The 24,301-nt window shown below is 72.7% G+C and carries 26 protein-coding genes; 14 read left to right on the top strand and 12 right to left on the bottom strand.

Annotation, left to right across the window (positions count from 1 at the left end; translation table 11 throughout):
- Nucleotides 1-13: 13 nt before the first annotated feature.
- Nucleotides 14-625 (top strand): hypothetical protein, encoded by a 612-nt coding sequence (locus tag ABZ215_RS10095; RefSeq protein WP_354709046.1) that lies wholly within the window; start codon nt 14-16, stop codon nt 623-625.
- A gap of 462 nt (nt 626-1,087) precedes the next feature.
- On the opposite strand, the gene ABZ215_RS10090 is transcribed toward ABZ215_RS10095, so the two are convergent.
- Entirely contained in the window at nt 1,088-2,029 is a 942-nt protein-coding gene (locus ABZ215_RS10090; RefSeq protein ID WP_354949148.1) for a globin domain-containing protein, read from the bottom strand.
- A gap of 166 nt (nt 2,030-2,195) precedes the next feature.
- Nucleotides 2,196-4,049, bottom strand: coding sequence for a glycoside hydrolase family 3 N-terminal domain-containing protein (locus tag ABZ215_RS10085; RefSeq protein WP_354949146.1), 1,854 nt, complete (start codon nt 4,047-4,049; stop codon nt 2,196-2,198).
- A gap of 132 nt (nt 4,050-4,181) precedes the next feature.
- Between ABZ215_RS10085 and ABZ215_RS10080 the strand changes: the two genes are divergently transcribed.
- Complete coding sequence (locus ABZ215_RS10080; protein ID WP_020417980.1) at nt 4,182-4,706, top strand: hypothetical protein; 525 nt, start codon at nt 4,182-4,184, stop codon at nt 4,704-4,706.
- Here ABZ215_RS10080 and ABZ215_RS10075 read toward each other — a convergent pair.
- Nucleotides 4,697-5,797: a CaiB/BaiF CoA-transferase family protein gene (locus ABZ215_RS10075; protein ID WP_354949253.1), complete on the bottom strand. Its 1,101-nt coding sequence runs from the start codon at nt 5,795-5,797 to the stop codon at nt 4,697-4,699. The genes ABZ215_RS10080 and ABZ215_RS10075 overlap by 10 nt on opposite strands.
- Before the next feature lie 169 nt (nt 5,798-5,966).
- Here ABZ215_RS10075 and ABZ215_RS10070 point away from each other — a divergent pair, with 169 nt between their 5' ends.
- Entirely contained in the window at nt 5,967-6,644 is a 678-nt protein-coding gene (locus ABZ215_RS10070) for a hypothetical protein (protein WP_157358525.1), read from the top strand.
- 425 nt (nt 6,645-7,069) lie between these two features.
- Here the strand turns inward: ABZ215_RS10070 and ABZ215_RS10065 are convergent, their stop codons facing one another.
- From ABZ215_RS10065 to ABZ215_RS10055, 3 genes are read right to left on the bottom strand one after another with little or no spacing between them, the layout of a single operon-like run.
- Nucleotides 7,070-7,468: a ChaB family protein gene (locus ABZ215_RS10065; protein WP_020417978.1), complete on the bottom strand. Its 399-nt coding sequence runs from the start codon at nt 7,466-7,468 to the stop codon at nt 7,070-7,072.
- A gap of 58 nt (nt 7,469-7,526) precedes the next feature.
- On the bottom strand, nt 7,527-7,799 hold the full coding sequence (locus tag ABZ215_RS10060; RefSeq protein ID WP_354949144.1) for a hypothetical protein: 273 nt from the start codon (nt 7,797-7,799) through the stop codon (nt 7,527-7,529).
- Nucleotides 7,800-7,808: 9 nt separating this feature from the next.
- Entirely contained in the window at nt 7,809-8,654 is an 846-nt protein-coding gene (locus tag ABZ215_RS10055) for an SDR family oxidoreductase (protein WP_027935854.1), read from the bottom strand.
- Between the two features lie 97 nt (nt 8,655-8,751).
- Here ABZ215_RS10055 and ABZ215_RS10050 point away from each other — a divergent pair, with 97 nt between their 5' ends.
- A complete protein-coding gene (locus tag ABZ215_RS10050) occupies nt 8,752-9,822 on the top strand; it encodes an NAD-dependent epimerase/dehydratase family protein (RefSeq protein ID WP_020417975.1) in 1,071 nt (356 codons plus the stop codon).
- A 1-nt stretch (nt 9,823) separates the two neighbouring features.
- Here ABZ215_RS10050 and ABZ215_RS10045 read toward each other — a convergent pair whose 3' ends face one another.
- Entirely contained in the window at nt 9,824-10,582 is a 759-nt protein-coding gene (locus ABZ215_RS10045) for an aminoglycoside adenylyltransferase family protein (RefSeq protein ID WP_354949141.1), read from the bottom strand.
- A 24-nt stretch (nt 10,583-10,606) separates the two neighbouring features.
- Here ABZ215_RS10045 and ABZ215_RS10040 point away from each other — a divergent pair, with 24 nt between their 5' ends.
- Together ABZ215_RS10040 and ABZ215_RS10035 are read left to right on the top strand one after the other, a co-directional pair.
- Entirely contained in the window at nt 10,607-11,917 is a 1,311-nt protein-coding gene (locus tag ABZ215_RS10040) for a M20/M25/M40 family metallo-hydrolase (RefSeq protein ID WP_020417973.1), read from the top strand.
- On the top strand, nt 11,914-12,414 hold the full coding sequence (locus ABZ215_RS10035; protein ID WP_237334829.1) for a helix-hairpin-helix domain-containing protein: 501 nt from the start codon (nt 11,914-11,916) through the stop codon (nt 12,412-12,414). Before ABZ215_RS10040 ends, ABZ215_RS10035 begins: the two co-directional genes overlap by 4 nt.
- Here the strand turns inward: ABZ215_RS10035 and ABZ215_RS10030 are convergent.
- From ABZ215_RS10030 to ABZ215_RS10015, 4 genes are all read right to left on the bottom strand, one after another.
- Nucleotides 12,411-12,722, bottom strand: coding sequence for a superinfection immunity protein (locus ABZ215_RS10030; RefSeq protein WP_354949139.1), 312 nt, complete (start codon nt 12,720-12,722; stop codon nt 12,411-12,413). The two genes, ABZ215_RS10035 and ABZ215_RS10030, sit on opposite strands and share 4 nt — an antisense overlap.
- Before the next feature lie 127 nt (nt 12,723-12,849).
- Complete coding sequence (locus ABZ215_RS10025; protein ID WP_017982338.1) at nt 12,850-13,071, bottom strand: DUF5703 family protein; 222 nt, start codon at nt 13,069-13,071, stop codon at nt 12,850-12,852.
- Nucleotides 13,068-14,075 carry a hypothetical protein gene (locus ABZ215_RS10020; RefSeq protein ID WP_354949137.1) on the bottom strand — a complete coding sequence of 336 codons (1,008 nt, stop codon included), beginning with the start codon at nt 14,073-14,075 and terminating at the stop codon, nt 13,068-13,070. The genes ABZ215_RS10025 and ABZ215_RS10020 overlap by 4 nt, the downstream gene beginning before the upstream one ends.
- An 80-nt stretch (nt 14,076-14,155) precedes the next feature.
- Nucleotides 14,156-15,118, bottom strand: coding sequence for an aldo/keto reductase (locus tag ABZ215_RS10015; protein WP_027935852.1), 963 nt, complete (start codon nt 15,116-15,118; stop codon nt 14,156-14,158).
- 176 nt (nt 15,119-15,294) lie between these two features.
- On the opposite strand from ABZ215_RS10015, the gene ABZ215_RS10010 reads away from it, so the two are divergent.
- Genes ABZ215_RS10010 through ABZ215_RS09990 form a run of 5 tightly spaced genes read left to right on the top strand, consistent with a single transcriptional unit; the run spans nt 15,295 to nt 20,472 of the window.
- A complete protein-coding gene (locus ABZ215_RS10010) occupies nt 15,295-16,131 on the top strand; it encodes an undecaprenyl-diphosphate phosphatase (protein ID WP_020417968.1) in 837 nt (278 codons plus the stop codon).
- Nucleotides 16,132-16,140: 9 nt separating this feature from the next.
- On the top strand, nt 16,141-16,857 hold the full coding sequence (locus ABZ215_RS10005; RefSeq protein ID WP_027935851.1) for a histidine phosphatase family protein: 717 nt from the start codon (nt 16,141-16,143) through the stop codon (nt 16,855-16,857).
- Nucleotides 16,854-18,899 (top strand): M3 family metallopeptidase, encoded by a 2,046-nt coding sequence (locus tag ABZ215_RS10000; protein WP_354949135.1) that lies wholly within the window; start codon nt 16,854-16,856, stop codon nt 18,897-18,899. The genes ABZ215_RS10005 and ABZ215_RS10000 overlap by 4 nt, the downstream gene beginning before the upstream one ends.
- The gene (locus tag ABZ215_RS09995; protein ID WP_354949133.1) at nt 18,899-19,624 is read left to right on the top strand and encodes a methyltransferase domain-containing protein; all 726 of its coding nucleotides are present in this window, start codon (nt 18,899-18,901) and stop codon (nt 19,622-19,624) included. The genes ABZ215_RS10000 and ABZ215_RS09995 overlap by 1 nt, the downstream gene beginning before the upstream one ends.
- Nucleotides 19,621-20,472, top strand: coding sequence for a methyltransferase domain-containing protein (locus tag ABZ215_RS09990; RefSeq protein ID WP_354949131.1), 852 nt, complete (start codon nt 19,621-19,623; stop codon nt 20,470-20,472). Before ABZ215_RS09995 ends, ABZ215_RS09990 begins: the two co-directional genes overlap by 4 nt.
- A gap of 64 nt (nt 20,473-20,536) precedes the next feature.
- Here the strand turns inward: ABZ215_RS09990 and ABZ215_RS09985 are convergent, their stop codons facing one another.
- Nucleotides 20,537-21,985: an amidase gene (locus ABZ215_RS09985; RefSeq protein WP_354949129.1), complete on the bottom strand. Its 1,449-nt coding sequence runs from the start codon at nt 21,983-21,985 to the stop codon at nt 20,537-20,539.
- 116 nt (nt 21,986-22,101) lie between these two features.
- On the opposite strand from ABZ215_RS09985, the gene ABZ215_RS09980 reads away from it, so the two are divergent.
- Genes ABZ215_RS09980 through ABZ215_RS09970 form a run of 3 tightly spaced genes read left to right on the top strand, consistent with a single transcriptional unit; the run spans nt 22,102 to nt 24,294 of the window.
- Nucleotides 22,102-22,560: a MarR family transcriptional regulator gene (locus ABZ215_RS09980; RefSeq protein ID WP_354949127.1), complete on the top strand. Its 459-nt coding sequence runs from the start codon at nt 22,102-22,104 to the stop codon at nt 22,558-22,560.
- 19 nt (nt 22,561-22,579) lie between these two features.
- Nucleotides 22,580-23,968 (top strand): MFS transporter, encoded by a 1,389-nt coding sequence (locus ABZ215_RS09975; protein WP_354949125.1) that lies wholly within the window; start codon nt 22,580-22,582, stop codon nt 23,966-23,968.
- A gap of 32 nt (nt 23,969-24,000) precedes the next feature.
- Nucleotides 24,001-24,294, top strand: coding sequence for a DUF1330 domain-containing protein (locus ABZ215_RS09970; RefSeq protein WP_354949123.1), 294 nt, complete (start codon nt 24,001-24,003; stop codon nt 24,292-24,294).
- Nucleotides 24,295-24,301 lie beyond the last annotated feature (7 nt).

Genomic DNA, 24,301 nt, shown 5'->3' with positions numbered 1-24,301 from the left:
GTAGCCGCCCGGTATGGCACCTCCCGTCGTGCGACCCGTGTTCGGCGCGCTGGCCCGGCTGCGGCACGCGCGCGTGTTCCACCCGCGCGGTGTCCTGCTGCGCGGCACCCTGGAGACCCTGACCCCCGGCGAGCTGCCACTGCCGCCCAGCGGGCCGGTGGTGGCGCGACTGTCCAAAGGGGCCGGTCTGCCGCGCGGGATGCCCGACATCCTCGGGCTGGCGCTGCGCATCCCGACCGACGACGGGCCGTGGGACCTGACCCTGGCCAGCGCGAGCGCGCGGGTGCTGCTGAGGCCGGCGACGGGGTGGCGGCGGACGGTGTTCAGCAGCCTCGTGCCCTACCGGGTGGCCGCCGGGCTGCGGTGGATCCTCGCCGAGGTGGACGGCCCGGACGGCGCCGCGCTCGACGACGTGGACGCGGTGACGGTCACCTGCTCGGCGGCGAAGCTCACCGGCCCGGCCACCCCGGTCGCGCGAATCGCACTGGACACCCCCCTCGGCGACGGCGAGCGCCCCAGCTTCGACCCGATGCTGCACAGCCCACCCGGCGCGCGGCTCTACCCGGAGTGGCTGTCCCGCCTGCGGGAGCCCGCCTACCAGGGCAGCCGCGCCGGCCGCCGCTGATCCTTGCTCCGCAGAACGCTTCGCCACTCGACTAGCCCTGCCCAGGTGCCGCGACCGCGCCGCGCCCATGGTTCCGGCGCGCCAGGATCGACCGGATCCCCGCGTGCTCTTCCCGGGATCAGCCGGTTTCCCGCATGCGGAACGCGGCCTCGGCGACCCGCAGCGGCATGCCGAGCGCGTGGCCACCGCTAGGCGGTGCTCCGCAAGCCGCTCAACGGACTCCGCTGTGGCGCTGCGACCGCGTTGCGCCGGGCAGCGCGCCCGATGTTGCGGCGCGCGAGGATCAGCCGGGTTTCCGCACGCGGAAGGCGGCTTCGCGGCCCGCAGCGGCATCCTGAGCGCACGGCCACCGCCAGGCGGTTCTTCGCTGGTCGCTCTGCCACTCAACGGACCCCGGCCTGGCCGCACTCGCGTCGCGTCGGGCGTCGCGCTTGGCGTTCCGGCGCTGTCTCCTGTCCAGGATCAGCCGGTTTTCCGCATGCGGAACGCGGCCTCGGCGACCCGCAGCGGCATGCCGAGCGCGTGGCTGTAGGTGCGCGTCCACGCCAGGCGACGCTCCATCTCCTCGCCCTGCACGGTGCACCGCGAGCCCATCGCCGCCCGGTAGGCCTCGCCGGCGGCGTGCGCGGCGGCTTCGGCCTGGCGGTGCGCCTGCGCGGCCAGCCGCCGTCGCCGGGTCTCGGCGCTCGTCAGGATCTCCTCGGCCAGCCGCTGCGCCCGCGTCAGCAACGCGACCGCCTGCCCGTCCACCGTCGGCACGCCGTCGGACGCGTCGCGGGCCCGCAGCCGCGCGACCTCCGCGCGCAGGCGCGCCGCCTCGCGGTCGCGGGTGGCCAGCTCGTCGGCCAGCCGCCACTGGAAGTCGTGCACGTCGCCGCGGTCGAAACCCCGCCGGTGCCAGGGCGCGCGCCGGAACGGGCGGGCCCGCACGCGGTCCGCGGTCAGCCCGTGCTGCGGACCGGTTCCGGTGTCCGGCGGCGGGAGCAGCACACTCTGCCGTCCCCGGCCGCGCACCTCGGCGTTGGTCATCACCTCGGCGACGACCGCGTAGGCGCTGGTCCAGTCCGCGGCCAGCTCCGGCGTCCACCGCTCGCCGAGGAAGTGCTCGAGCGTGGCCAGCAGCGCCTGCCCGACCAGCGGGTAGTGCTCCGGGCGCACCCCGGCCTCGCGGTGCGCCCGGCCCAGCCCGCGCAGGTAGGGGACCGCGGCGTCAAGGTCGTCCACGTGGGTGACGATCTGCCCGAGCCCGAAGACGAAGCGCTTTCGCTGCGGCGCGAGCGACACCGGGAACAGGTCCCGCAGTGACGGGCGGAGCAGGAACAGCGTGGCGTAGAACCAGAGCGGGACCTCGTCACCGCGCTCGGCGACGGTGGTCCAGCTCGCCCGTAGCCGGGGGATGTCCACGGCGGTTAGCGCGCCTCTCCGGCGATGACCGGGCGGCCCCGGTCGGTGCAGGCCATTTCGCGCTGGTCCTTCCCTTGACGAATGGCAGGAGCCCAGGACCGGCCATTCGCCAAGGGAAGGGTTTCCAGCAGTGGAAAATAGGTTTCAGGAATCGTGGCGGAACCGGTCAGCCCCGGCGGTAGCGCAGCCCGTACCCGTAGGGGAACAGCGGGTCCTGCCCGTCGCCGACGTTGATCGGCTGCTGCGCGGCGCTGCGCATCCACGTCACCGGCAGCTTCCCGGTCGGGTTGTAGTCGCCGAACAGCACGTCGGCGACGCCGCCGCCTTCGGTGCCCGGCAGCCACGACGCCAGCAGCGCGTCCCAGCCGGGCAGTTCCGCGGCGATGTCCAGCGGACGGCCGGACACCAGCACGACCACCACCGGCACCCCGGAATCCTTGAGCCGCTGCAGGGTCGCCAGGTCCTCCGCGTCCAGACCCATGCCCGCCGGCCGGTCGCCCATGAACTCCGCGTACGGCGTCTCGCCGACCACCGCGACCGCGACGTCGTAGCTGTCGTCAATGCCGGCGCCGTCCCGGTTGTAGGTGACCGCGCTGGAGCGCGCCTTGTCGCGGATCCCTTGCAGGATCGTGGTTCCCGGCGTGATCGGTCCGCTCGAGCCCTGCCAGGTGATCGTCCAGCCGCCGCTCTGGTTGCCGATGTCGTCGGCGTTCTTGCCCGCCACGAAGATCTTCTGCCCGTTCTTGCCGAGCGGCAGCACGCCGCCGTCGTTCTTGAGCAGCACCTGCGACTCGCGCACCGCCTGCCGCGCCAGCGCCCGGTGTCCGGCGCTGCCCACGGTGGAGGTGTAGCGCCGGTCGGTGAAGGGCCGCTCGAACAGCCCGAGCTGGAACTTCTTGGTCAGGATGCGGCGGTTGGCGTCGTCGATGCGGCTCATCGGCACCCGGCCCGCCTGCACCTCGGCCCGCAGCGTGTCGATGAACTTCACGTAGTCGTAGGGCACCATCACCATGTCCACGCCCGCGTTGATCGAGGCCCGGACCTCCTCGGCGGTGAAGCCCTCCTGGCCGTCGATCTTGTCGATGCCCTGCCAGTCGGACACGACGAACCCGGAGAAGCCCAGCTCGCCCTTGAGCACATCGGTGATCAGGTAGCGGTTGGCGTGCATCTTCACGCCGTTCCAGCTGCTGAAGGAGATCATCACCGACCCGACCCCGCGCTGGACCGCGGCGCGGAACGGCGCCAGGTGGATGGCCCGCAACTGCTGCTCGGTGAGCTCGGTGTCGCCCTGGTCCACACCACCGGTCGTGCCGCCGTCGCCGACGTAGTGCTTGGCGGTGGCCAGGACCGATCCCTTGTCGGACAACGACCTGCCCTGCAGGCCGTCGATGATCGTGGTCATCGACGAGGCCAGTTCCGGGGTCTCGCCGAAGGACTCGTAGGTGCGGCCCCAGCGGTCGTTGCGGGCCACGCACAGGCACGGCGCGAAGTCCCAGTCCACGCCGGTGCCCGACACCTCTTCGGCGACGGCGTCGCCGATGCGGCCCACCAGCTTCGGGTCGCGGGTCGCGCCGAGACCGATGTTGTGCGGGAAGATCGTCGCGCCGTAGACGTTGTTGTGGCCGTGCACCGCGTCCACGCCGTAGATGATGGGGATGCGCAGGGGAGAGGTCAGCGCGGCGCGCTGGAACCCGTCGTACATGTCGGCCCAGGACTGGGCGGTGTTCGGCGTGGGCACCGAGCCACCGCCGGACAGCAGCGACCCGAGCCGGTGGGTCGCGATGTCGGCGGGGTCGGTGATGGCGCCGCGCTCGGCCTGGGTCATCTGGCCGAGCTTGTCGTCCAGGCTCATGCGGGACAGCAGGTCGGCCACCCGCACCGGGACCGGTTTGCCCGCGTCGAGGTAGGCGGGGCGGTGCTGGACGGGCGCCGCCGACACCGTGGTCGCGCCGGAGACGAGCGCGACGGTGGCGGCGAGCGCGGCGAAGAGGGTTTTCCGGCGAACAGATCGGGGTCTCATCCGTGGTCCTCCTTGACACATCGGATTTGTTGCCGTGGGCAACTTAAGCGCGCTGCTGTAACCTAGCCCACACTTCCGGGACAGGTCCAGACCTCTGTTCGGCCTACGACTTCCGTCGGTAGGTTGGGTTGCATGGCAAGGCCGAACAGCACCGTCGTCGTGCTCGCCGGGGCAGGCGCGGACAAGGTCATGGCCGGGCTCGACGGGCTGGCCAACGTGCACGTGGCGGCGTCGGCGGACGCGGGCGCCCTGGTGTCGCACGCCGCGTACGTGGTGCACGACCGGGACCCGCTCGCCGGGGTCGCGCAGGCATGGGCAGGGTTCTTCGACCGGCAGGCTCCCGCCGGCGCACTGGAGGTCGCGATCGAAAGCGCGGTCGCCGACCTCCGCCGCGGCGTCACGCTGCTGCCCGACTACTACGTCGTGCTCGACCCGGAATCCCTGCCGCCCACGGGGAAGCACTGGTGGCTGGGCGTGCTCGCGGGCGCCGCGCCCAGCCGGGTCGTCCCGGCCGCGCCGACGGCGTCCGCGGTGCGGGAAGCGCTCTCCCGGCTGCCGTCGGGCCGGTGGTGGCCCGACGACGTGGAGACCTGGCTACGCGACCTGGTCCGCGTGGTGCCGGACCAGGTCGGCCTGCCCCGGCCCGCTCAGGCCTGAAGACCCCAGTCGCGGATCACGGCTTCGGTGTCCGCGCCCGGCGTGGGCGGCGCCGACGGCTCGCCGCTGGGCGTCCGGGAGAACCGCGGCGCGGGAGCGGCCTGGGTCGCGCCGTTGATGTCCCGCACGGAGCCCCGCGCGCTCAGGTGCTCGTTCTCCGCCGCCTCGGCGAAGGACAGCACCGGTGTCACACACGCGTCCGTCTCGGCGAACACCGCCGTCCACTCGTCGCGGGTGCGGGAGGCGATGACCTCGGTGAACCGCTCCCGCAGCTTCGGCCACCCGGAGCGGTCGCCCTGCGCGGGCAGGTCCTCACCGTCCAGGCCGAGGCCCTTGAGCAGCTCGGCGTAGAACTGCGACTCCAGCGCCCCCACCGCGATGTACCCGCCGTCGGCGCACCGGTAGGTGTCGTAGAACGGGCAGCCGGTGTCCAGCAGGTTCGTGCCCGGCTCGTCGGCCCACGCGCCCTGCGCCCGCAGCGCCCACACCATCTGCAGCAGCACGCTCGCGCCGTCGACCATCGCCGCGTCCACCACCTGGCCCCGACCGGAACTGGCGCGCTCCACCAGGGCCGCCAGCACCCCGGTGACCAGGAACATCGAGCCGCCGCCGAAGTCGCCGACCAGGTTCAGCGCCGGGATCGGCTTGCCGCCGGTGTCGCGGACCGCGTGCAGCGCGCCGGTCAGGGAGATGTAGTTGATGTCGTGCCCGGCCCGCTTCGCCATCGGGCCGTCCTGGCCCCAGCCGGTCATCCGGCCGTAGACCAGGCGCGGGTTGCGGGCGAAGCAGTCCTCCGGGCCGACCCCGAGCCGCTCGGCCACGCCCGGCCGAAAACCCTCCAGCAGCACGTCCGCCTTCTCGACCAGCTGCTCCACCAGCCGCTTGCCCTCGGGGGTCTTCAGATCGGCCGCGATCGAGCGGCGGCCGCGCAGCACGTGGTCCCGCGCCTCCGGCGGCAGCACCTGCAGGCCACCCGAGGGCCGCTCGACGCGCACCACGTCCGCGCCCAGGTCGGCGAGGATCATCGCCGCGTGCGGTCCAGGGCCGATGCCCGCCAGTTCCAGCACCTTGATCCCCGCCAGCGGCCCCATCGGCACTGCTCCCCACTCGTCGTCGTGCAAGTGCCCCGGATTGTGCCAGGCGCGGGCGCGCGGCGGATGTGGCGCATTCCACCGCACTACACGGACCGCTCACGAAACCAGGCGCATCATGGAGTCAGGGCGCTCGCGCCGGGGCGCCGCCGTGGTGAGGGAGCTGCCAATGCCCTACCAAGACCTGGGAGCGTTCATCTGGCCCATCATGGTGCTGATCTGGGTGCTGGCCGCCTCCTACTCGCGCGCCGCGATGCACCACCGCTGGCAGACCCGCGCCCACCCCGCACCCGCCCGTCCACCCGGACGATCCATCGACGCCCCCGACGCGGCCGCGTCGCTGCGCGTGCTGTGGGACGCCGCGCGCGAGCGGTACGCCCGGATCGCGGGGGAGTACGGCGACTACGAGTCCGACCCCAAGCAGGTGCTGCGCCGGCCCGCGCTGGCCGACCCGGCGGTGCCCTCGACCAGCCGGTTCATCGACGCCTTCCACGAGGCGATGGCCCTGCACACCGAGACCTACCCGCCCACCGACCTGGCCCGCAAGTACGTGGAGGCCACCGAAACCGCCGAAAAGGCCTGGACAGCGGCCTGCGAGGCGGCCGACAAGCTGCGCGCATCCCGGTTCACCACCGACGAGCGGGCGCTGATCAACCAGGGCATCAAACTGCTCGAACTCGCCGAGGGCGCGGCCACCCCCGCGGAGCAGGAAGCCGCCTTCGCCGCCGCGCGGCAGGTGCTCGCCAAACTCGAACGCAGCGCAGGCACCCGCCTCGACTGGCGCGTGCCACGCCCCGCGCGCCAGACCATCGACCGGCTCGGCAGGCCGCCCCTGCCCCCGGCATGAATGTGGCCCGGTCCGACGAGAACCCCGGCCGCGCACGAGGCTGCCGCCCTCGCTGAGGGCCACGCCCGGCTCCGCCCGCGAAGCACCCCCGGCCGGTCGGCGGGGCTTCCGGTCCAGCAGGGTCGGATGACGGAAGGTCACGGCGCGAGGCGCGCCCAGCGAGGTCCGCTCGGCAGGCCCCCGCCGTGAAGGAGGGCAAGTCCCGCTGTCGCCCCGGCGGCTGCCGGTCCACAACCCCGGCGTGAGAGGGGCGCGGCGCGCCGAATGCCGTTCAGCGGGCACCACCCGGCGGCATCTCGCCGAGCTCGGCCCGCCACGCGCGGCTCCACGGAGGGCGAGCCGCCGCTACAGACCGCCGCCGGTCCACCACCGCGGACATGACGAAGGGCCCGGCGCACGCCGGGCCCTCCACCAACCAGTACCTGCTACCGGCGAGCCTTCGCGGTCTCCCTGTTGTTGGCCTTCTCGATCGCCTTGACCAGCTCGTTCTTGTTCATCGACGAGCGGCCCTTGATGTCCAGCTTCTTGGCCACGTCGTACAGGTGCTGCTTGCTGGCCGAGGCGTCCACACCACCGGCGGTCTTGGTCGCCTTGCGCCCCGCGCCCCGGGCGGCCTGCTTGTCCGACGGGCCCTTGCGGCCCTTCTCCTCCCAGTGGTCGCCGACCTTCTCGAACGAGTGCTTCAGCGACGCGTACGCCGTCTGGTGCGCGCGCCGCCCCTCGCCGTAGGTCTCCACCGCCGAGTCGTGGGTCTTCACCCACGTGTCCTGCGCCTTCTTCGACGACCGCTTCAGCGTGCTGGGCAGGGCTTCACGTCCAGGCATCGGAGCACCTCCTGTCGCCTCTCGTGCCTGCCCCACGGCTTCCCGGTACGGCCGTACGTCAAACTTCGCCGTCCTCGACCCGCATCGCCTGCTGCTCGGCGCCCCCGGCGGGCCGCTGACGGCCCCGGTCCTCACCGATCTCGGTGCCCTCGGCGTCGACCAGCTCGTTGGACCGGTCCGGCGCCGACACCTGCTCGGCCGCGGCCTCGGAGTCCGGCTCGACCGCCCGGTCCGGGTCGCGCACCCGCCAGCTCACCGGGTCCTCCAGCGGCTTCGGCTCGGCGTCCAGCTCCAGGTTCTCCTGCTGCTCCGACGCTGGCTCCTGCGGCATGTTCCCTCCTCAGCCCGGCATCGTCTCGCCGCCGAGCGCGGCGAGCACCTCACCGGTGTAGTACGACGACAACTGGTTCGACGCGAAGAACACGAACGACGGCGCCAGCTCGTCCGGCTGCGCCGCCCGCCCCATCGGCACCTGCTGCCCGAACTTCTCCACGTGCTCCGGCGACATCGTCGCCGGGATCAGCGGTGTCCACACCGGACCCGGCGCGACCGCGTTGATCCGCACGCCCCGGTCGGCCAGCGCCTGCGCCATCGCGTAGGTCCACGCGATCACCGCGCCCTTGGTGGCCGAGTAGTCGATCAGGGACTTGTTGCCGCGCAACCCGTTCACCGACGCGGTGTTCACGATCGACGAGCCCTCGCCCAGGTGCGGCAGCGCCGCGTGCGTCACCCGGAAGTAGCTGTGGATGTTCACGTCGAACGTGCGCGTCCACTGCTCGTCGGTCAGATCCTCGGGGGAGTCCAGCTCCTGCTGCGTGGCCACGTTGTTGACCAGGACCTCCAGCCCGCCGAACTCCCGCACCGTCTCGTCCACGACCTTCCGGCACTGCTCGCGCGAGCCGAGGTCGCCGGGCAGCAGCAGGCAGCGGCGGCCCTCCTTGCGCACCAGTTCCGCGGTCTCCTCCGCGTCGTCGTGCTCGTCCAGGTAGGCGATCGCCACGTCGGCGCCCTCCTTGGCGAACGCGATCGCGACCGCGCGCCCGATGCCGGAGTCACCACCGGTCACCAGCGCCCGCTTGTCCCGCAGCAACCCGCGCCCGGTGTAGTCCGCCATCCGGTCCCGCGGCCGCGGCTCCATCTCGTCCGTCACGCCGGGCGGTTCCTGTTGCTGACGTGGCTGTCCCATGCGCACACTCCTTCCTCACCTGCCCCGAGGTGTCCCCGCTCCCGGCGGCACCAAACGCGACGGTTCGCGCCCACGCGCGCCGGGTATCCGCGTCCGCATGAACTCGCCAGCGAGCAAGGGCCTGCGCGTCGTCGTCACCGGCGCCAGCGGCAACGTGGGCACCAGCACCGTCGAGGCGCTCAGCCGCGACCCCGCCGTGGCCTCGATCCTCGGCGTGGTCCGCCGCGAACCGGAGTGGCGCGTGCCGAAGCTGGAGTGGCGCACCGCCGACCTGGCCGAGGACCAGATCGCCCACCTGGTGCGCGGCGCCGACGTGGTGATCCACCTGTCGTGGCTGTTCCAGCCCACCCACGACCCGGCGCTGACCTGGCGGTCCAACGTGCTCGGCGCGATCCGCGTGTTCGAGGCCGTGGCCAGGGAGAACGTGCCCGCGGTGGTGTACTCCTCGTCGGTGGGGGCCTACTCGCCGGGCCCGAAGGACAGCCCGGTCACCGAGAGCTGGCCCACCCACGGGTGGCCCGCGGCCGCCTACCCGCGGGAGAAGGCCTACCTGGAGCGCTACCTCGACGGGTTCGAGAAGGCCAACCCCGGCGTGCGGGTGGTGCGGCTGCGCCCGGCGTTCATTTTCAAATGGGAGGCCGCCTCCGCCCAGCGGCGGTTGTTCGCGGGCCCGTTCCTCCCCGGCAGCCTCGCCCGGCCGTCGCTGATCCCGGTCGTCCCGGACATCCCGGGTCTGCGCGTGCAGGCGGTGCACTCCGCCGACATCGGCGAGGCGTTCCGCCTGGCCGCGATGAAGGACGTGCGCGGGGCGTTCAACATCGCCGCCGACCCGGTCGTCGACGCCAAGGCACTGGCCCGCCTGCTCGGCGCCCGTACCGTCCCGGTGCCCACGTGGGCGATCCGCGGCGTGGTCGCCGCCGGCTGGTACGCCCACCTGTTGCCGGCCTCACCGGGCCTGCTGGACACCGTCCTGCGGCTGCCGATCATGGACACCACCCGCGCCCGAGACGAGCTCGGCTGGACCCCGCGCCACGACGGCCTGGAAGCGATCGGCGAGTTCCTCGCCGGGCTGCGCGCCGGCGCGGGCATGGCGACGCCGCCGCTGACCCCGGACAACGCCCCGACCCGCATCCAGGAGGTGCGCACCGGCATCGGCAACCGGCCGTGACTCAGCGCCGCAGCTCGTCGATGCGGGCCAGCACCTCGTCGACGAGCGGGCACACCCGCGGCACCAGGTCGGGGCTCCAGGTCTCCTCCGCGTAGTGGCGCGTCCGGTACAGGTCCCGGGCGTGCGCGAGGACCGGACGGTGTACCGCGGGCAGGTGGGCCAGGGCCCAGTCCGCCGCGGCGTCCTTGGGTTTGATCTCCCCGGTGGCGAGGGTCGCCCACACGCGGGCGAGGGTCAGCACGACGTTGCGCGTGTCGCCGGCCAGGTCGGCGACGAGTTCGGGGATGCCCGCCACGCTCGCCCGCACCACGTCCGAATGCGGCACCGGGTCCAGGAGCCGGGCGGGTGGCGGCCCGGCCAGCGGGTGGTCGCCCGCCAGGACCATCGCCAGCACCAGCGCCAGGTCCGGCATCGGTTCCGGCGGGGGAGGCCCGCTCGCCTGAATTTCCTCCCGCAGCCACTCGCCGTAAAGGAAGTCACCCACCGGCGGGAACCGCCACGGGCTGACCTCGGACCGCACCACCACGGTCAGTTCGACCGGCCGCACCGCGGTGGTCAAGCCGGAGATCTCCAGCAGGCCGTCCAGCAGCACGCGCCGCTGCCGCTGGTCCAGGCTCCGCCGCGTGACGGCGAGGACGTCCACGTCGCTGGCCGGGCGGAGACCCCCGAGCACCGCCGAGCCGTGGAGGTACACGCCGAGCAGCTCCGGGCCCGCGACGTCGCGGACGAGCCGGACGGCGCGCTCCAGCTGATCCCCCACAGCGTTGATGATAGGAATGGCGGCGTGAGCATCGAGACCGCGGCCGATGAAGCCGTCACGCTGACCAGCGACCTGATCCGCATCGACACCACCAACACCGGCGATCCGGACACGCTGGTGGGGGAGAAGGCGGCAGCGGAGTTCGTCGCGGAGAAGCTCACCGAGGTCGGCTACGAGATCGAGTACGTGGAGTCCGGCGGGCGCAACCGCCACAACGTCATCACCCGGCTCGCCGGCGCCGACCCCAGCCGCGGGGCGCTGCTCGTCCACGGCCACCTCGACGTCGTCCCCGCGGACGCCTCCGAGTGGTCCGTGCACCCCTTCTCCGGCGCCATCCAGGACGGCTACGTGTGGGGCCGCGGCGCCGTCGACATGAAGGACATGCTCGGCATCATGCTGGCGCTGGCCCGCCACTACAAGCGCGAGAACATCGTCCCGCCGCGCGACATCATCTTCGCCTTCCTCGCCGACGAAGAGGCCGGCGGCAAGTACGGCGCCCAGTGGCTCGTGGACAACCGCCCCGACCTGTTCGAAGGCGCCACCGAGGCGATCAGCGAGGTCGGCGGCTTCTCCATCAGCCTCAAGGACGACGTCCGCACCTACGTGGTGGAGACCGCGGAGAAGGGCATCCGCTGGATGAAGCTGCGCGTGCGCGGCACCGCCGGGCACGGCTCGATGATCCACCACGACAACGCCGTCACCAAGCTCGCCGCCGCCGTCGCGCGGCTCGGGCAGCACCGGTTCCCGCTCGTGCTCACCGACTCCGTGCGCGAGTTCCTCGCCGGCGTCACCGAGATCACCGGCTGGGACTTCCCCGAGGACGACATCGACGGCGCGGTCGCCAAGCTCGGCAACATCTCCCGCATGATCGGCGCGACCCTGCGCGACACCGCCAACCCGACGATGCTCACCGCCGGCTACAAGTCCAACGTCATCCCCTCGGTCGCCGAAGCCGCCGTGGACTGCCGCATCCTGCCCGGCCGCATGGAGGCCTTCGACCGCGAGCTCGACGAGATCCTCGGCCCGGACATCGAGAAGGAGTGGATGGAGCTGCCGCCGGTCGAGACCACCTTCGACGGCGCGCTCGTCGACGCCATGACCGCCTCGATCACCGCCGAGGACCCGGGCGCGAAGGTGCTGCCCTACATGCTCTCCGGCGGCACCGACGCCAAGTCCTTCCAGACGCTGGGCATCCGCAACTTCGGGTTCGTGCCCCTCCAGCTGCCCGCCGACCTGGACTTCTCCGGGCTGTTCCACGGCGTGGACGAGCGGGTGCCGGTCGACGCGCTCAAGTTCGGCACCCGCGTGCTGGACCGGTTCTTCCGCGCCTCGTGACCAGCGCGGCGCAGCTCCGCAAAACGGCGCGGTCCCTGCCGGAAACCACGGAGGACGGCGGCGCCTTCACCGTGGGCGGCGCGGTGTTCGCCGCGCTGGTGGACAAGCAGGTGACGCTGCGGCTGCCCGCGTCCGAGGTGGACGAGCTGCTGGCAGCGCACCCGACGGCCGCCCGGGACAGCGGCGGGGTGCGGGTGCCGCTGGCCGACATCGACGGCCGGCAGCTCAACCACTGGGTGTGGCGCGCCTGGCTGGCGCACGCCCCGGAACACCTCGCGCGCACGGCCACCGCGGCGGTGGCGGGCGAGAGCGGCGACCTGCCGCGGGCCATCGGCCGCCCCGCCACCCGCGCGCTGGGCAACGCCGGGATCACCACGCTCGACCAGGTCGCCGCCATGACGGAGGCCGAGCTGCTCGCCCTGCACGGCATGGGCCCCAAAGCCGTGCGCATCCTCCGCGAAGCGCTCGCGGAGACGGGCCGCTCACTCGCCGGCTAGGTCCCGACCGCGCGGGGCCCGGCTTCCGCGCGCGCCGCGCCGGCCCAGATCAGCGCGGCGACCCAGCCGATGAGGGACCACCCCGCCAGGAGGGTGCACACCGCGATCGGCCGGACGTCGGCCACACCGCGGCGGCGGGCGAGCAACACCGGCGCGAACCACACCGGGACGCATGTGACCAGCGCGACGATGCCCAGCAGCACCACCAGCGCCACGCCCATCCCGGCGAAGACCGCCAGCAACGCCACGGCCACCGCGACCCCGGCGCAGGCGGCGGTCACGACACGGACAACGGGCGAGGAGGACATGCTGCTCCTTCCAAGGGGCAGCACTGAGATCGACACGAGGGCCCCACCCGTTACCGCTCTTCGCGCGTAGCGCATCCGTCGAGGGGGCGGCTCTGGGCCCGACGCCCAGCTGCGGGCGCCGCTCGGGTCAGATCAGGACCTCGGGCAGGGCGGTGGCCGGCTGCCGCTTGCGGCGCAGCCACACCCGCCGGGTGCCGTCGGAGTAGAGCCGGACCGTCGAGAGCTCCCACCCGCCGTACTCGGCGTTGATGGACAGCTGCGTGGCCGCGGCCCGCCGGGAGACGCCGGGTGGCAACTGCAACCGGCGGTACTCCCAGTCCTCGTCGACCACCGCCTCCTGGTGCTTCATGGCTGGATCACCTGGACCCCTTCTCCCGCCGCGGAGCCGACGACCACCCGCCCGCTCCGCTCCTCGACGGTAACCGAATCCGGCTGCCGGACCGTCGGGAAACGGTACTTCTCGACCGGTTCGCCGCCGCGCACGTCGAACCCGACGACCTCGTTGCGCTCGGTGAGCGTCACCCACGCCAGCGCGCGCTGCGCGTCGTAGGCGAGGCCGTACGCCCCGCCGGGAACCGGGTACCGCTGCCGCAGCAACAGCGGGCCGGTGGAGAACGCCAGGAGGGCACCGGCGCGGGTGTCGACCACGAGCACCCGCCCGAAGGAGTCCGCGACCGCGTTGGTGGCACCGTCCCCGGCGCGCAGGCCCTCGGCGATCGTGCCGCCGTCCACGTCCACCGAGAACACGGCGGTGCGCAACTCGTCCAGCACGACGGTGTTCCCGCCGGCCTGCAGCACGTCGTCGGCGCTGTAGAGCTGGCCCTCGATCGTCTTGGTCAGCCGGTCGCCGGTGAACACGTCCACGGCCTTGCGGTCCCGCACCGCGACCACCGTCCGGTCGCCCTCGACCACCGCGCCGGACGGCTGCCCGGCCACGGCCAGGGTGCTCACCTCGCCGCCGGGCAAGGCGATCCGGGCCACCTGCCCGGCCGCGGGCAGCGTGGCCAGCAGCACCCCGCCGGACACGCGCAGGTGCTCGACCCGCCCGGCGACCGGCACCCGCATCGGCGCGGCCGCCAGGTCAGCGGCCTGGTACAGCAGCACGGCGTCCGGCACGGCGACGGCCAGCGTCCCGGTGGCCGGGTCGGCGGCCAGCGCGGTGACCTCGGGGGAGCCGATCACGGTGCCCGCGGGGGCGGCGGCAGGCTGGGGCGACACGGGCGCCGTCGCCGCGACCGGGTCGGCCACGACCTGCAGCGTGTCGGTGGAGTCACCGGACTTCGACGAGCACCCGCTCAGCACCAGGGCGCAGACCAGCACGACACCGGTCCCGACGGTGGCGGAGGAGCGCACAAGACCTCCGGATCGCATTCCTCTGTTGCCTCCAGCATCCCCTGAAAACCCCGCCGCGTCACGTGCCATCCACCCCACGGTCACTTCGTGCCCCGCTCGGGGTAACCGAACTCGACCGCGCTGACGTCGTCCAGCGCCGAGGAGATCGCGACCGGCAGGGCGATCTCCTCCGCCGCCAGTGACCCGGTCAGCTGCCCGGTGTCGCGCGCCCCGACCACCGGCGCGACCACGCCGGGCCGGTCCCGCACCCACGCCAGCGCCACCACCAGCGGCGACACCCCCAGCCCGTCGGCCGCGGTGGCGACCGCCTCGACGATCCGCGCCGCCCGCTCGGTGCGGTGCTGCTCGACGTAGCCGGCGTACTCGGCCGACGCGCCCCGGGAGTCGGCCGGCGTGCCGTGGCGGTACTTGCCGGTCAGCACCCCGCGGCCCAGCGGCGCCCACGGCAGCACGCCGAGCCCGTGGTGGCGGGCCGCCGGGACCAGCTCGCGCTCCACCCCACGCTCCACCAGCGAGTACTCGGCCTGCGTCGCGACGAGCCCGGCCGGCCGGGCCGCCGCGGCCGAGGCCAGCTGCCAGCCCGCGTAGTTGCACACCCCGGTGTAGCGGACCTTGCCCGAGGTCACCGCGTGGTCCAGCGCCGACAGCGTCTCCTCCAGCGGCACCGAGTCGTCCCACGCGTGCAGCTGCCACAGGTCCAGGTGGTCCACGCCGAGCCGCCGCAGCGACCCCTCCAACGCGGACAACAACGCGCCGCGGGAGGCGCCACCGCCGAACGGCCCGTCGGTGCGCCGGGCGACGGCCTTGGTCGCCACGACGATCTCGTCACGCGGCACCAGGTCGCCCAGCAGGCCCCCGAGGATCCGCTCGCTCTCGCCGCCGGAGTAGATGTCGGCGGTGTCCACGAGCGTCCCGCCCGCCTCGACGAACGCGACGAGCTGGCTGGCCGCCTCGTCGGCGTCGGTCTCCGCGCCCCAGGACATCGTGCCGAGCGCCATCCGGGAGACCCGCAACCCCGACCTGCCCAGCTGTCGCTTCTGCATGCACAGAGAGTAGCTGCGGCGCGGAGCGCCACCGTTGAGGGTGGCGGCGGGCGACGGGCGGGCGTAACGAAAGTACTGTAAAGAACTTGACGAAGGCGGCTCATCGAGTGATCCGCGCCGCCGATAGCCTCTCCCACCGTGCGAACGCGACTGATTTCCCCGAAGGCCCGGTGAGCATGGGCTGGTTCGAAGCACTCGTCCTCGGCCTGGTCCAGGGCCTGACCGAGTTCCTCCCCATCTCCTCCAGCGCCCACCTGCGCATCACCGCGGCGCTCGCCGGCTGGGACGACCCCGGCGCGGCGTTCACCGCGGTCACCCAGATCGGCACCGAGCTGGCGGTCATCCTCTACTTCTCGAAGAAGATCGGCCGCGTCCTGGCCGCCTGGTGGCGCTCGCTCTACCAGCGGGAGGCGCGCCACGACCCGGACGCCCGCCTCGGCTGGCTGATCATCGTCGGGTCGCTGCCGATCGCGGTGCTCGGCCTGCTGTTCCAGGACGCCATCGACAGCGCGTTCCGCGACCTGCGGCTCACCGCGACGACGCTGATCGGGTTCGGCATCCTGCTGCTCATCGCCGACCGGGTGGGCCGCCAGTACCGGACGCTGGACCACCTCACCGTCCCGCACGGTCTCGGCTACGGCTTCGCCCAGGCCATGGCGCTCATCCCCGGCGTGTCCCGCTCCGGCGGCACCGTCACCGCGGGCCTGTTCCTCGGCTACACGCGCGCCGACGCCACCGAGTACGCGTTCCTGCTGGCCGTGCCCGCGGTCTTCGCCTCCGGCCTGTACAAGCTCACCGACATCGGTGGCGAGCACAGCCCGCAGTGGGGGCCGACGATCCTGGCCACCCTGGTCGCCTTCGGCGTCGGCTACCTGGTGATCGCGTGGCTGATGAACTTCATCAAGACCAAGAGCTACGTGCCGTTCGTGATCTACCGGATCGCGCTCGGCGTGCTGCTCATCGTGCTGGTCGCCACCGGCGTCCTTGATCCGAACGCGGGTCCCGCCATGTAGGTTGGCGGCGTGGCTACCGTGATCCTGCTCCGGCACGGCCGCTCGACCGCGAACGGGTCGGGCGTGCTGGCCGGGCGGACCCCCAAGGTCGGGCTCGACGACACCGGCCGCGCGCAGGCTCAGGCGCTCGTGGAGCGGCTGGCCGGCGTGCCGCTGGCCGAGGTCGTGTGCTCGCCGATGCTACGCTGCAAGAACACGGTGGCCCCGCTCGTCGCCGAGCGGGGCCTCACCCGCACCGTCGAACCGCGCCTGTCCGAAGTGGACTACGGCGAGTGGACCGGCCGCGAGCTGAAGGACCTGGTCAAGGAACCGCTGTGGCGGGTCGTGCAGGCCCACCCCTCGGCCGCGGTGTTCCCCGGCGGTGAGGGCCTGGCAGGCATGCAGGCGCGCGCGGTCGCCGCGGTGCGCGAGCACGACGCGCGGATCACCGCCGAGCACGGCGACCACGCCGTCTGGCTGCTGTGCAGCCACGGCGACGTGCTCAAGTCCATCCTGGCCGACGCGCTGGGGCAGCACCTGGACGCGTTCCAGCGGATCGTGGTCGACCCGGCGTCGATCTCCGTGGTCCGTTACACCGAGGTGCGCCCGTTCGTGGTGCGCGTCAACGACCACAGTGCGGATCTGGCCGGGGTGGTGCCGCCGGCGCCGAAGCGCGGTAGGAAGAAGAAGACGTCCTCCGACGCGGAGATCGGAGGGTCGACAGGACAGAAGGGCCGCGCTGGATGACACCGGACAACCCGTTCTCGCAGGCGAGCGACCTGCCCTACGGTCTGCCCCCGTTCGACCGGATCGCCGACGAGCACTTCGGCCCGGCGTTCGCGGCCGGCCTGGCCGAGCACGCCGCGGAGATCGAGGCCATCGCAGGCAACCCGGAGCCGGCGACGTTCGAGAACACGATCGTGGCGCTGGACACCTCGGGCCGCCTGCTGCAGCGCGTCTCGTCGGTGTTCTTCAACCTCACCTCCTCCGACACCAACCCGGCGCGGCAGGAGCTGCAGGCCGAGATCGCGCCGAAGCTGGCCGCCCACTCCGACGCCATCCACCTGAACCCGCGGCTGTTCGCCCGCGTCAAGGACCTCTACGACCGGCGCGACCAGCTGGGGCTGGACGAGGAGTCGGCGTGGCTGCTGGAGCGCACCTACACCGACTTCCAGCGCGCCGGCGCCGGGCTCGACGAGAGCCAGCAGGCCAGGTTGCGGGTGCTCAACGAGGAACTGTCCACGTTGTCCACCCGGTTCCAGGAGAACCTGCTCCGCGACACCAACGACCTGGCCGTGCTGGTCGAGGACGCGGCGGAGCTGGCCGGGCTGTCCGACGGCACGATCGCCGCCGCGCGTGAGGCCGCCGCCTCCCGCGGTGTCGAGGGGTACCTGCTCACGCTGAACCTGCCCACCTCGCAGCCGTTGCTGTCCTCGCTGGAGAGCCGGGCGTTGCGGGAACGGCTGTTCACCGCGTCGATCTCGCGCGGCAACCGTGGCAACGACAACGACAACTCGGCCGTGCTGGCGCGGATCGTGCAGCTGCGCGCCGAGAAGGCCGCCCTGCTCGGCCACCCCAACCACGCGGCGTACGTGATCTCCGACGAGACCGCCCGCACCGCCGAGGCCGCCGTCGGGCTGCTGGAGCGGCTCGCGCCCGTCGCCGTGGCCAACGCCCGCCGCGACGCCGCCGAGCTGCAGACCTACCTCGAGCAGGACCACCCCGGCGCCACGCTCGACCCCTGGGACTGGGCCTTCTACGCCGAACGCGTCCGCAAGGCGAAGTTCGACCTCGACGACGCGACGCTGCGGCCCTACTTCGAGCTGGACCGCGTGGTGCGCGACGGCGTCCTCTACGCGGCGAGCCGGTTGTACGGGCTGAGCTTCACCGAACGCCACGACCTGCCCGTCTACCACCCGGACGTGCGGGTGTTCGAGGTCTTCGACGCCGACGGCAGCCCGCTGGGCCTGTTCCTCGGCGACTACTACACGCGCGACTCCAAGCGCGGCGGCGCGTGGATGAACACCTTCGCCGACCAGTCGCACCTGCTGGGCGAGCGGCCGGTGGTGGTCAACAACCTCAACATCGCCAAGCCGCCCGCCGGTGAGCCGACGCTGCTCACCTTCGACGAGGTCACCACCCTGTTCCACGAGTTCGGGCACGCGCTGCACGCGCTGGTGTCGGACGTGCGCTACCCGAAGTTCTCCGGCACCAACGTGCCGCGGGACTTCGTGGAGTACCCGTCCCAGGTCAACGAGATGTGGATGCTGTGGCCGGAGGTGCTGGCCAACTACGCCAAGCACCACGAGACCGGTGAGCCGCTGCCGCAGCGCCTGGTGGAGCGGCTGGAGGAGTCGGCCCAGTACGGCCAGCCCTTCGCCACCACCGAGTACCTGGCCGCGTCGCTGCTGGACCAGGCCTGGCACGGGCTGGGCACCGAGGACGCGGTCGGCGACGTCGCCTCGTTCGAGGCCGCCGCGCTGGAGAAGGCCGGGGTGGCGGTGCCGGCGATCCCGCCGCGCTACCGCAGCACCTACTTCGCGCACGTGTTCAGCGGCGGCTACTCGGCCGGGTACTACTCCTACATCTGGAGCGAGGTGCTCGACGCCGACACCGTGGAGTGGTTCAAGGAGAACGGCGGTCTCAAGCGCGAGAACGGCGACCACTTCCGGGCCACGCTGCTCTCCCGCGGCGGCGCCGGTGACCCGATGGGCTTCTTCCGCGACTTCCGCGGCCGGGACCCGGAGATCGCGCCGCTCCTGGCGCGCCGCGGCCTGACCGGCGCGTGATGGAGGTCGGGCGGGAGGCGCAGTACGACGTCTTCGCCGAGGAGTTCCTCGACCACGCGCGGGACGGCTTCTACAACGCGCACCTGGACCGGCCGGCGTGCCTGGGCCTGCTCGGGGACGTCGGCGGTCTGCGGGTGCTCGACGCCGCGTGCGGTCCGGGCCTGTACGCGGAGGAGCTGGTGGCGCGGGGCGCGGCGGTGGTCGGCGTGGACATCAGCCCGCAGATGGTCGAGCTGTCCCGGCGCCGCGTCCCGGCCGGGGAGTTCCGCGTGCACGACCTCGCCGAGCCGCTCGACTGGCTGCCGGACGCCTCGGTGGACCGGGTGCTGTTCGCGCTGGCCGTGGAGTACGTCGACGACCGGGTGGCGCTGCTGCGGGAGCTGCGCCGCGTGCTCCGGCCGGACGGGGCGCTGGTGCTGTCCCGGCAGCACCCGTTCGGCGACTGGCTCCGGCACGGCGGCAACTACTTCGAGCCGCGCGTGGTCGAGGAGGTGTGGAGCCGCGGCTGGCGGGTCCGCTACTGGCTCTCCCCGCTGGAGCAGACCTGCGAGGAGCTGCGCGCGGCCGGGTTCCTCGTCGAGCGGCTGCTCGAACCCCGCCCGTCACCCGCGGCTGAGGCGCTCGACGCCGAACGGTTCGAACGCCTCAGCCGCGAGCCGACGGGGTTCCTCGCGATCCGCGCCGTGCCGGACCCCCGTCACTGCTGCCAGGGGGAGAGACCGTGACCGACACACCGACCGTCGACTCGTCCAACACCGATCAGTTCCGCTCCTGGGACGGTGGCAATGGAGCGTTCTGGACCGAGCGCGCCGAACGCTTCGACGAGGGTATGTCCGGCTACCACGGCGAACTGTTGAAGGCGGCCGAAATCCAGCAGGATTCCACGATCCTGGACATCGGATGCGGCAGCGGTCAAGTCACTCGTGACGCGGCCCGCATCGCCCGTGGAGGTTCGGCGCTGGGCGTCGACCTGTCGTCGACGCTGCTGGATCTCGCGCGCGCACTGGCAGCGGAGGAGCGGCTGACCAACGCGGCCTTTGTCCAGGCGGACGCGCAACTCCACGACTTCGGTGAGTCGCGCTTCGACGTCGCTGTCAGCAGGCACGGCACCATGTTCTTCGGCGACCGGCAGGCGGCGTTCGCCAACATCGCACGCGCCATCCAGCCAGGCGGCCGCTTCGTGCAGCTGACGTGGCAGGCGCTCGACCGCAACGAGGGCATCAGGACCTTTCGCACCATCGCGTCCGGGGGCCGTGAGCTTCCACCGCCACCACCCGAGGCTCCGACCCCCTTCTCGCTGAGTGACCCTGATCGAGTGCGTCAGCTGCTCACCGAGGCAGGCTTCGCCGACATCGAGATGACGGACCTGTCCATGCCCATGTACTACGGCCGCGATGTCGAGGACGCGTTCGACTTCATCACCGGCAACTTCGCCGCTGCGCTGCGCCAACTCGACAACGAACGGCGCGCCCACGCCATCGACGCTCTCAGAGCCGACATCGCCGCCCACCTCACCGACCGGGGCGTGCTGTACGGCGCGGCACACTGGCTCATCAACGCCCGGCGCACTTGAACGGACGGCCGACCGGGGGCCCGCCCGCGCGCCTCGTCCGCGGCGGGCCCTCCGGTGGGACGCCCTACCGCGGCGCCTGGAAGCCGCCGATCTCGTGCTCCAGCAGTTCGGCCAGGCGCAGCGGGGTGCGGTCCTCGAACATCGGGCCGATGAGCTGCACCCCCACCGGCAGGCCCTCCGGGGAGCGGCCGGCCGGGATCGCGGTCGCGGGCAGGCCGGGCATCGTCGCCACGCCGGCCCAGACGAGCTGGTCGAAGTACGGGTAGCCGGCGCCGTCGATGTCGATGCGGCGTTCCATCGGGTTCGGGCTGTGATCGTGCGGGAACGCGGGCGTCGGCGTGATCGGGCAGACCACGGCGTCGAACTCGGCGAAGAACTGCCGCCAGCCGTGGCGGTGGAGTTCGCGGCGGTGGTTCGCGGCCAGCCAGTCGTGGTGGCTGAACACCATGGCGCGCAACCGCACGGCGTCGAGGCTGCCGTCGTCCGCGCTCAGCCCGGCCACGCGGGCTCGCAGTTGCTCGTCGTCGATGGGGAACCGCGCGACGGCGCCGGAAATCAGCAACTGCATGTAGAGCGTCGCGGCTTCGGCCAGGTCGGGCAGCAGCCCGCTGTGCCATTCGACGCGGGCGCCGCCGTCGGTGAGCGCGGCGGCCACCCGGTGCACGCCCGCCCGCACCGCGGCCCCGGTCGGGAGGAGCGGATGCTCGTCCAGCACCAGGACCCGGAAGTCGCTCAGCCGCTCGTGACGTGCGGACGGCAGCGCCACCTGGTGCGCCTTGCCGGCCGTCAGCGGGTCCGGGCCGGCCATGACGTCGAGCAGGAGCGCGAGGTCGCGGGCGGTGCGGGCCATCGGACCGACGACGGCGAGGTTGAGGTCGACCGGCAGGGCCGGCCCCGGCGGCGCGACCATGCCGCGCGGCGCCGCCAGCCCGAGCGTCGGCTTGTGCGCGTGAATGCCGCAGAAGTGCGCGGGGGTGCGCAGCGAACCGGCGAGGTCGGAGCCGATGGACAACGGGCCGAACCCGCACGCCAGCGCCGCCGCCGATCCGCCGGAGGACCCGCCCGCCGTGCGGTCGTGGTCCCACGGGTTGCCGGTGGTGCCGTAGATCTCGTTGAAGGTCTGGATGTCCTGCAGTCCCAACGGCACGTTCGTCTTGCCCAGCACCACCGCGCCCGCGGTCTTGAGCCGCGAAACCTGCACCGCGTCGTCGGCGGGCCGGAACTCCCGGTGTTGCGGCATGCCCCAGGTCGTCGGCAACCCGGCCACGTCGTAGGACTCCTTGACCGTCACCGGAATCCCGAGCAGCGGCCGGTCCTCGCCGCGGGCGCGAGCCCGGTCCGCGGCGCGCGCGGCGGCTCGCGCGCGGTCGAAGTCCGGCACGCAGATCGCGTTGACCGCCTTGTCCTCGCGCTCGATGCGGTCGATGGCCTCGTCGGTCAGTTCCACTGAGGACACCGCACCGGCACGCAACGCGGCAGCCAGCTCCTCGGCCGGCTTCAAGCTCCACTCCATGAATCCGACGCTATCCGCGTGCCGGAGAGGGCACAAAATCCCTTCTCCCACAACGAAAAGGTGGGCTGGACGACAACTTACATAAACGATGTATATAAAGATGCTATGCTTCTGCCGTGAGCCGTCAAGACACCGCTCGTGGCGCGGCCGCCGCCATCGGGGCCGCCCTCTACGGCCTGGCCACCAGCGCCGTGAGACGCCTGCCCCGGGACATGAGCCTGACCTCCGCCGCCACCCTGGCCACCCTGGACCGGACCGGCCCGCGGCGCATCACCGATCTGGCCGCGATCGAGGGCGTCACCCAGCCCGCGATGACCGCACTGGTCCGGGTGATGGAGGAGGCCGGCCTGGTCGAGCGGCGGGGCGACGCGGCCGACAAGCGGGTCACGCTGGTGTGCCTGACCGAGGCCGGAGCCTCCTACGTCCGGACGCGGCGCCAGGCGGGCGTCAACGCGTTCGAGCGGTTGATCGGCGAGCTGACCGGCGAGGAGGTCGAAGCGCTGGTGGCGGCCCTTCCGGCGCTGAAGCACCTGGCAGAGCTCGAAAGCCAGGACCGCGAAGGGTCGAAAAAGTGACCGGGCAGGCGAGGTCGCGGTGAAGGCGTTCCCGGCGGCGCGTTCCGAGCCGCGGCTGCTGGTCCCCGCCCTGATGTTCATCGCTCTGGTCGTGGCGGTGGTCGGCAGCCTCGGGACACCGCTCATCACCAGCGTGGCGACCTCGTTCCACGTCTCGCTCGACAGCGCGCAGTGGACGCTGACCGTCGCACTGCTCAGCGGCGCCGTCGCCACGCCCGTCCTGGGCCGGCTCGGAGCCGGCCCGCACCGGCGGGCCACGATCCTCGCCACGCTGGTGATCGTCGTCGCCGGCAGCGCGCTCACCGTGCTGCCGCTGCCGTTCGCGTGCCTGCTGGCCGGGAGGGCGGCCCAGGGCGTCGGCCTCGGGCTCACGGCGCTGATGATGGGCGTGGCCCGGGACCACCTTCCCGAGGAGCGCGGCGCGACCGTGATCGCTCTGATCTCGGTGGTCTCGATCATCGGGGCCGGCGTCGGCTACCCGCTGACCGCACTGCTCGCCGAACTCGGCGGGGTGCGGGCCGCCTACGGCCTCGGCCTGATCGTCACCGCCGCCGCACTCCTGACCGCGTGGCGCTCCATGCCCGAAGCCCCCGCGGGCCGCTCCGCCCGCCTGGACGTGGCGGGCACGATCGTCCTGGCCGCCGCGCTGCTCCTGGTGCTGTTCCTGGCAGGCGAACGGAACCTGTGGAGCCGCCACCTCGCCGTGGCGGCAGGACTCGCCGTCGTCGCGGTGGTGCTGCTCTGCGTCTGGGCCGTCGTCGAGCTGCGCAGCAGGACGCCCCTGGTGGACGTGCGGGCGGTGCGGCACCCGGCGGTCGCCGGGGCGAACCTCGCCATGTTCGTCGGCGGGATCGGCATGTACCTCCTGCTCACCCTCATCACCCGGTACGCGCAGACGCCGCCCGGCGCCGGCTACGGCTTCGGGCTGACGACGTTCGTCGCCGGGCTGGTCCTCATCCCGTTCTCGGTGCTGGGGTTCGTCGCAGGCAAGCTCACGCCGCGGCTGCGCACGCGGATCGCCGACCCCCTGCTCCTGGCCGGCAGCGCCGTCGTGATCGGCGGCGGATTCGCCCTGTTCGCGGCGACCCGGTCGGACCGGGCCGAACTGTTCGCGGCGATGGGCGTGCTCGGTTTCGGCGTCGGCGGCTTCTCGGCCGCGATGCCCGGCGTCATCCTGGCCGTCACCCCCAAGAGCGAGACGTCGAGCGCCATGAGCTTCAACTACGTCGTCCGCAGCGTCGGCTACTCCCTGGGCAGCGCCCTCGGCGGCCTCGTCCTCGCCGCGGGCACCGGCCCCGGCCTCCTCTTCCCCGACGACAGCGCTTACACCACCGCGGCGCTGATCGGCATCGGCGCCATGGCGATCACGACGCTGACCAGCCTCGCACTCGCCCGCCGACGCTCATAAGTCAGAGCACTCATCACAACACTGGAGGTTCCATGCCCAAGGGCTACTGGGTCAGCGTCTACCGCACCGTCTCCGACCCCGAAAAGCTGGCTGCCTACAACAAACTGGCCAGTCCGGCCGTCCGGGCCGCGGGCGGGCGGCCCCTCATCCTCGGCGGCCGGGTCGTCGCGCACGACGCCGGGATCGCCGAGCGCACCGTCCTGGTCGAGTTCGACAGCTTCGAGCAGGCCGTCGCGGCGCGCGAGAGCGCGGCCTACCAGGAGGCGCTGGCCGTCCTCGCCGACGGCGTCGAGCGCGACTTCCGCATCGTCGAGGGCATCGACTAGCCGGAGG

Source organism: Amycolatopsis sp. NPDC006131 (genome assembly GCF_040614175.1).
GTDB lineage: Bacteria > Actinomycetota > Actinomycetes > Mycobacteriales > Pseudonocardiaceae > Amycolatopsis_E > Amycolatopsis_E tucumanensis.
Note: the sequence above shows the minus strand (reverse complement) of the source record. Positions and strands in the feature narration are given on the sequence as shown.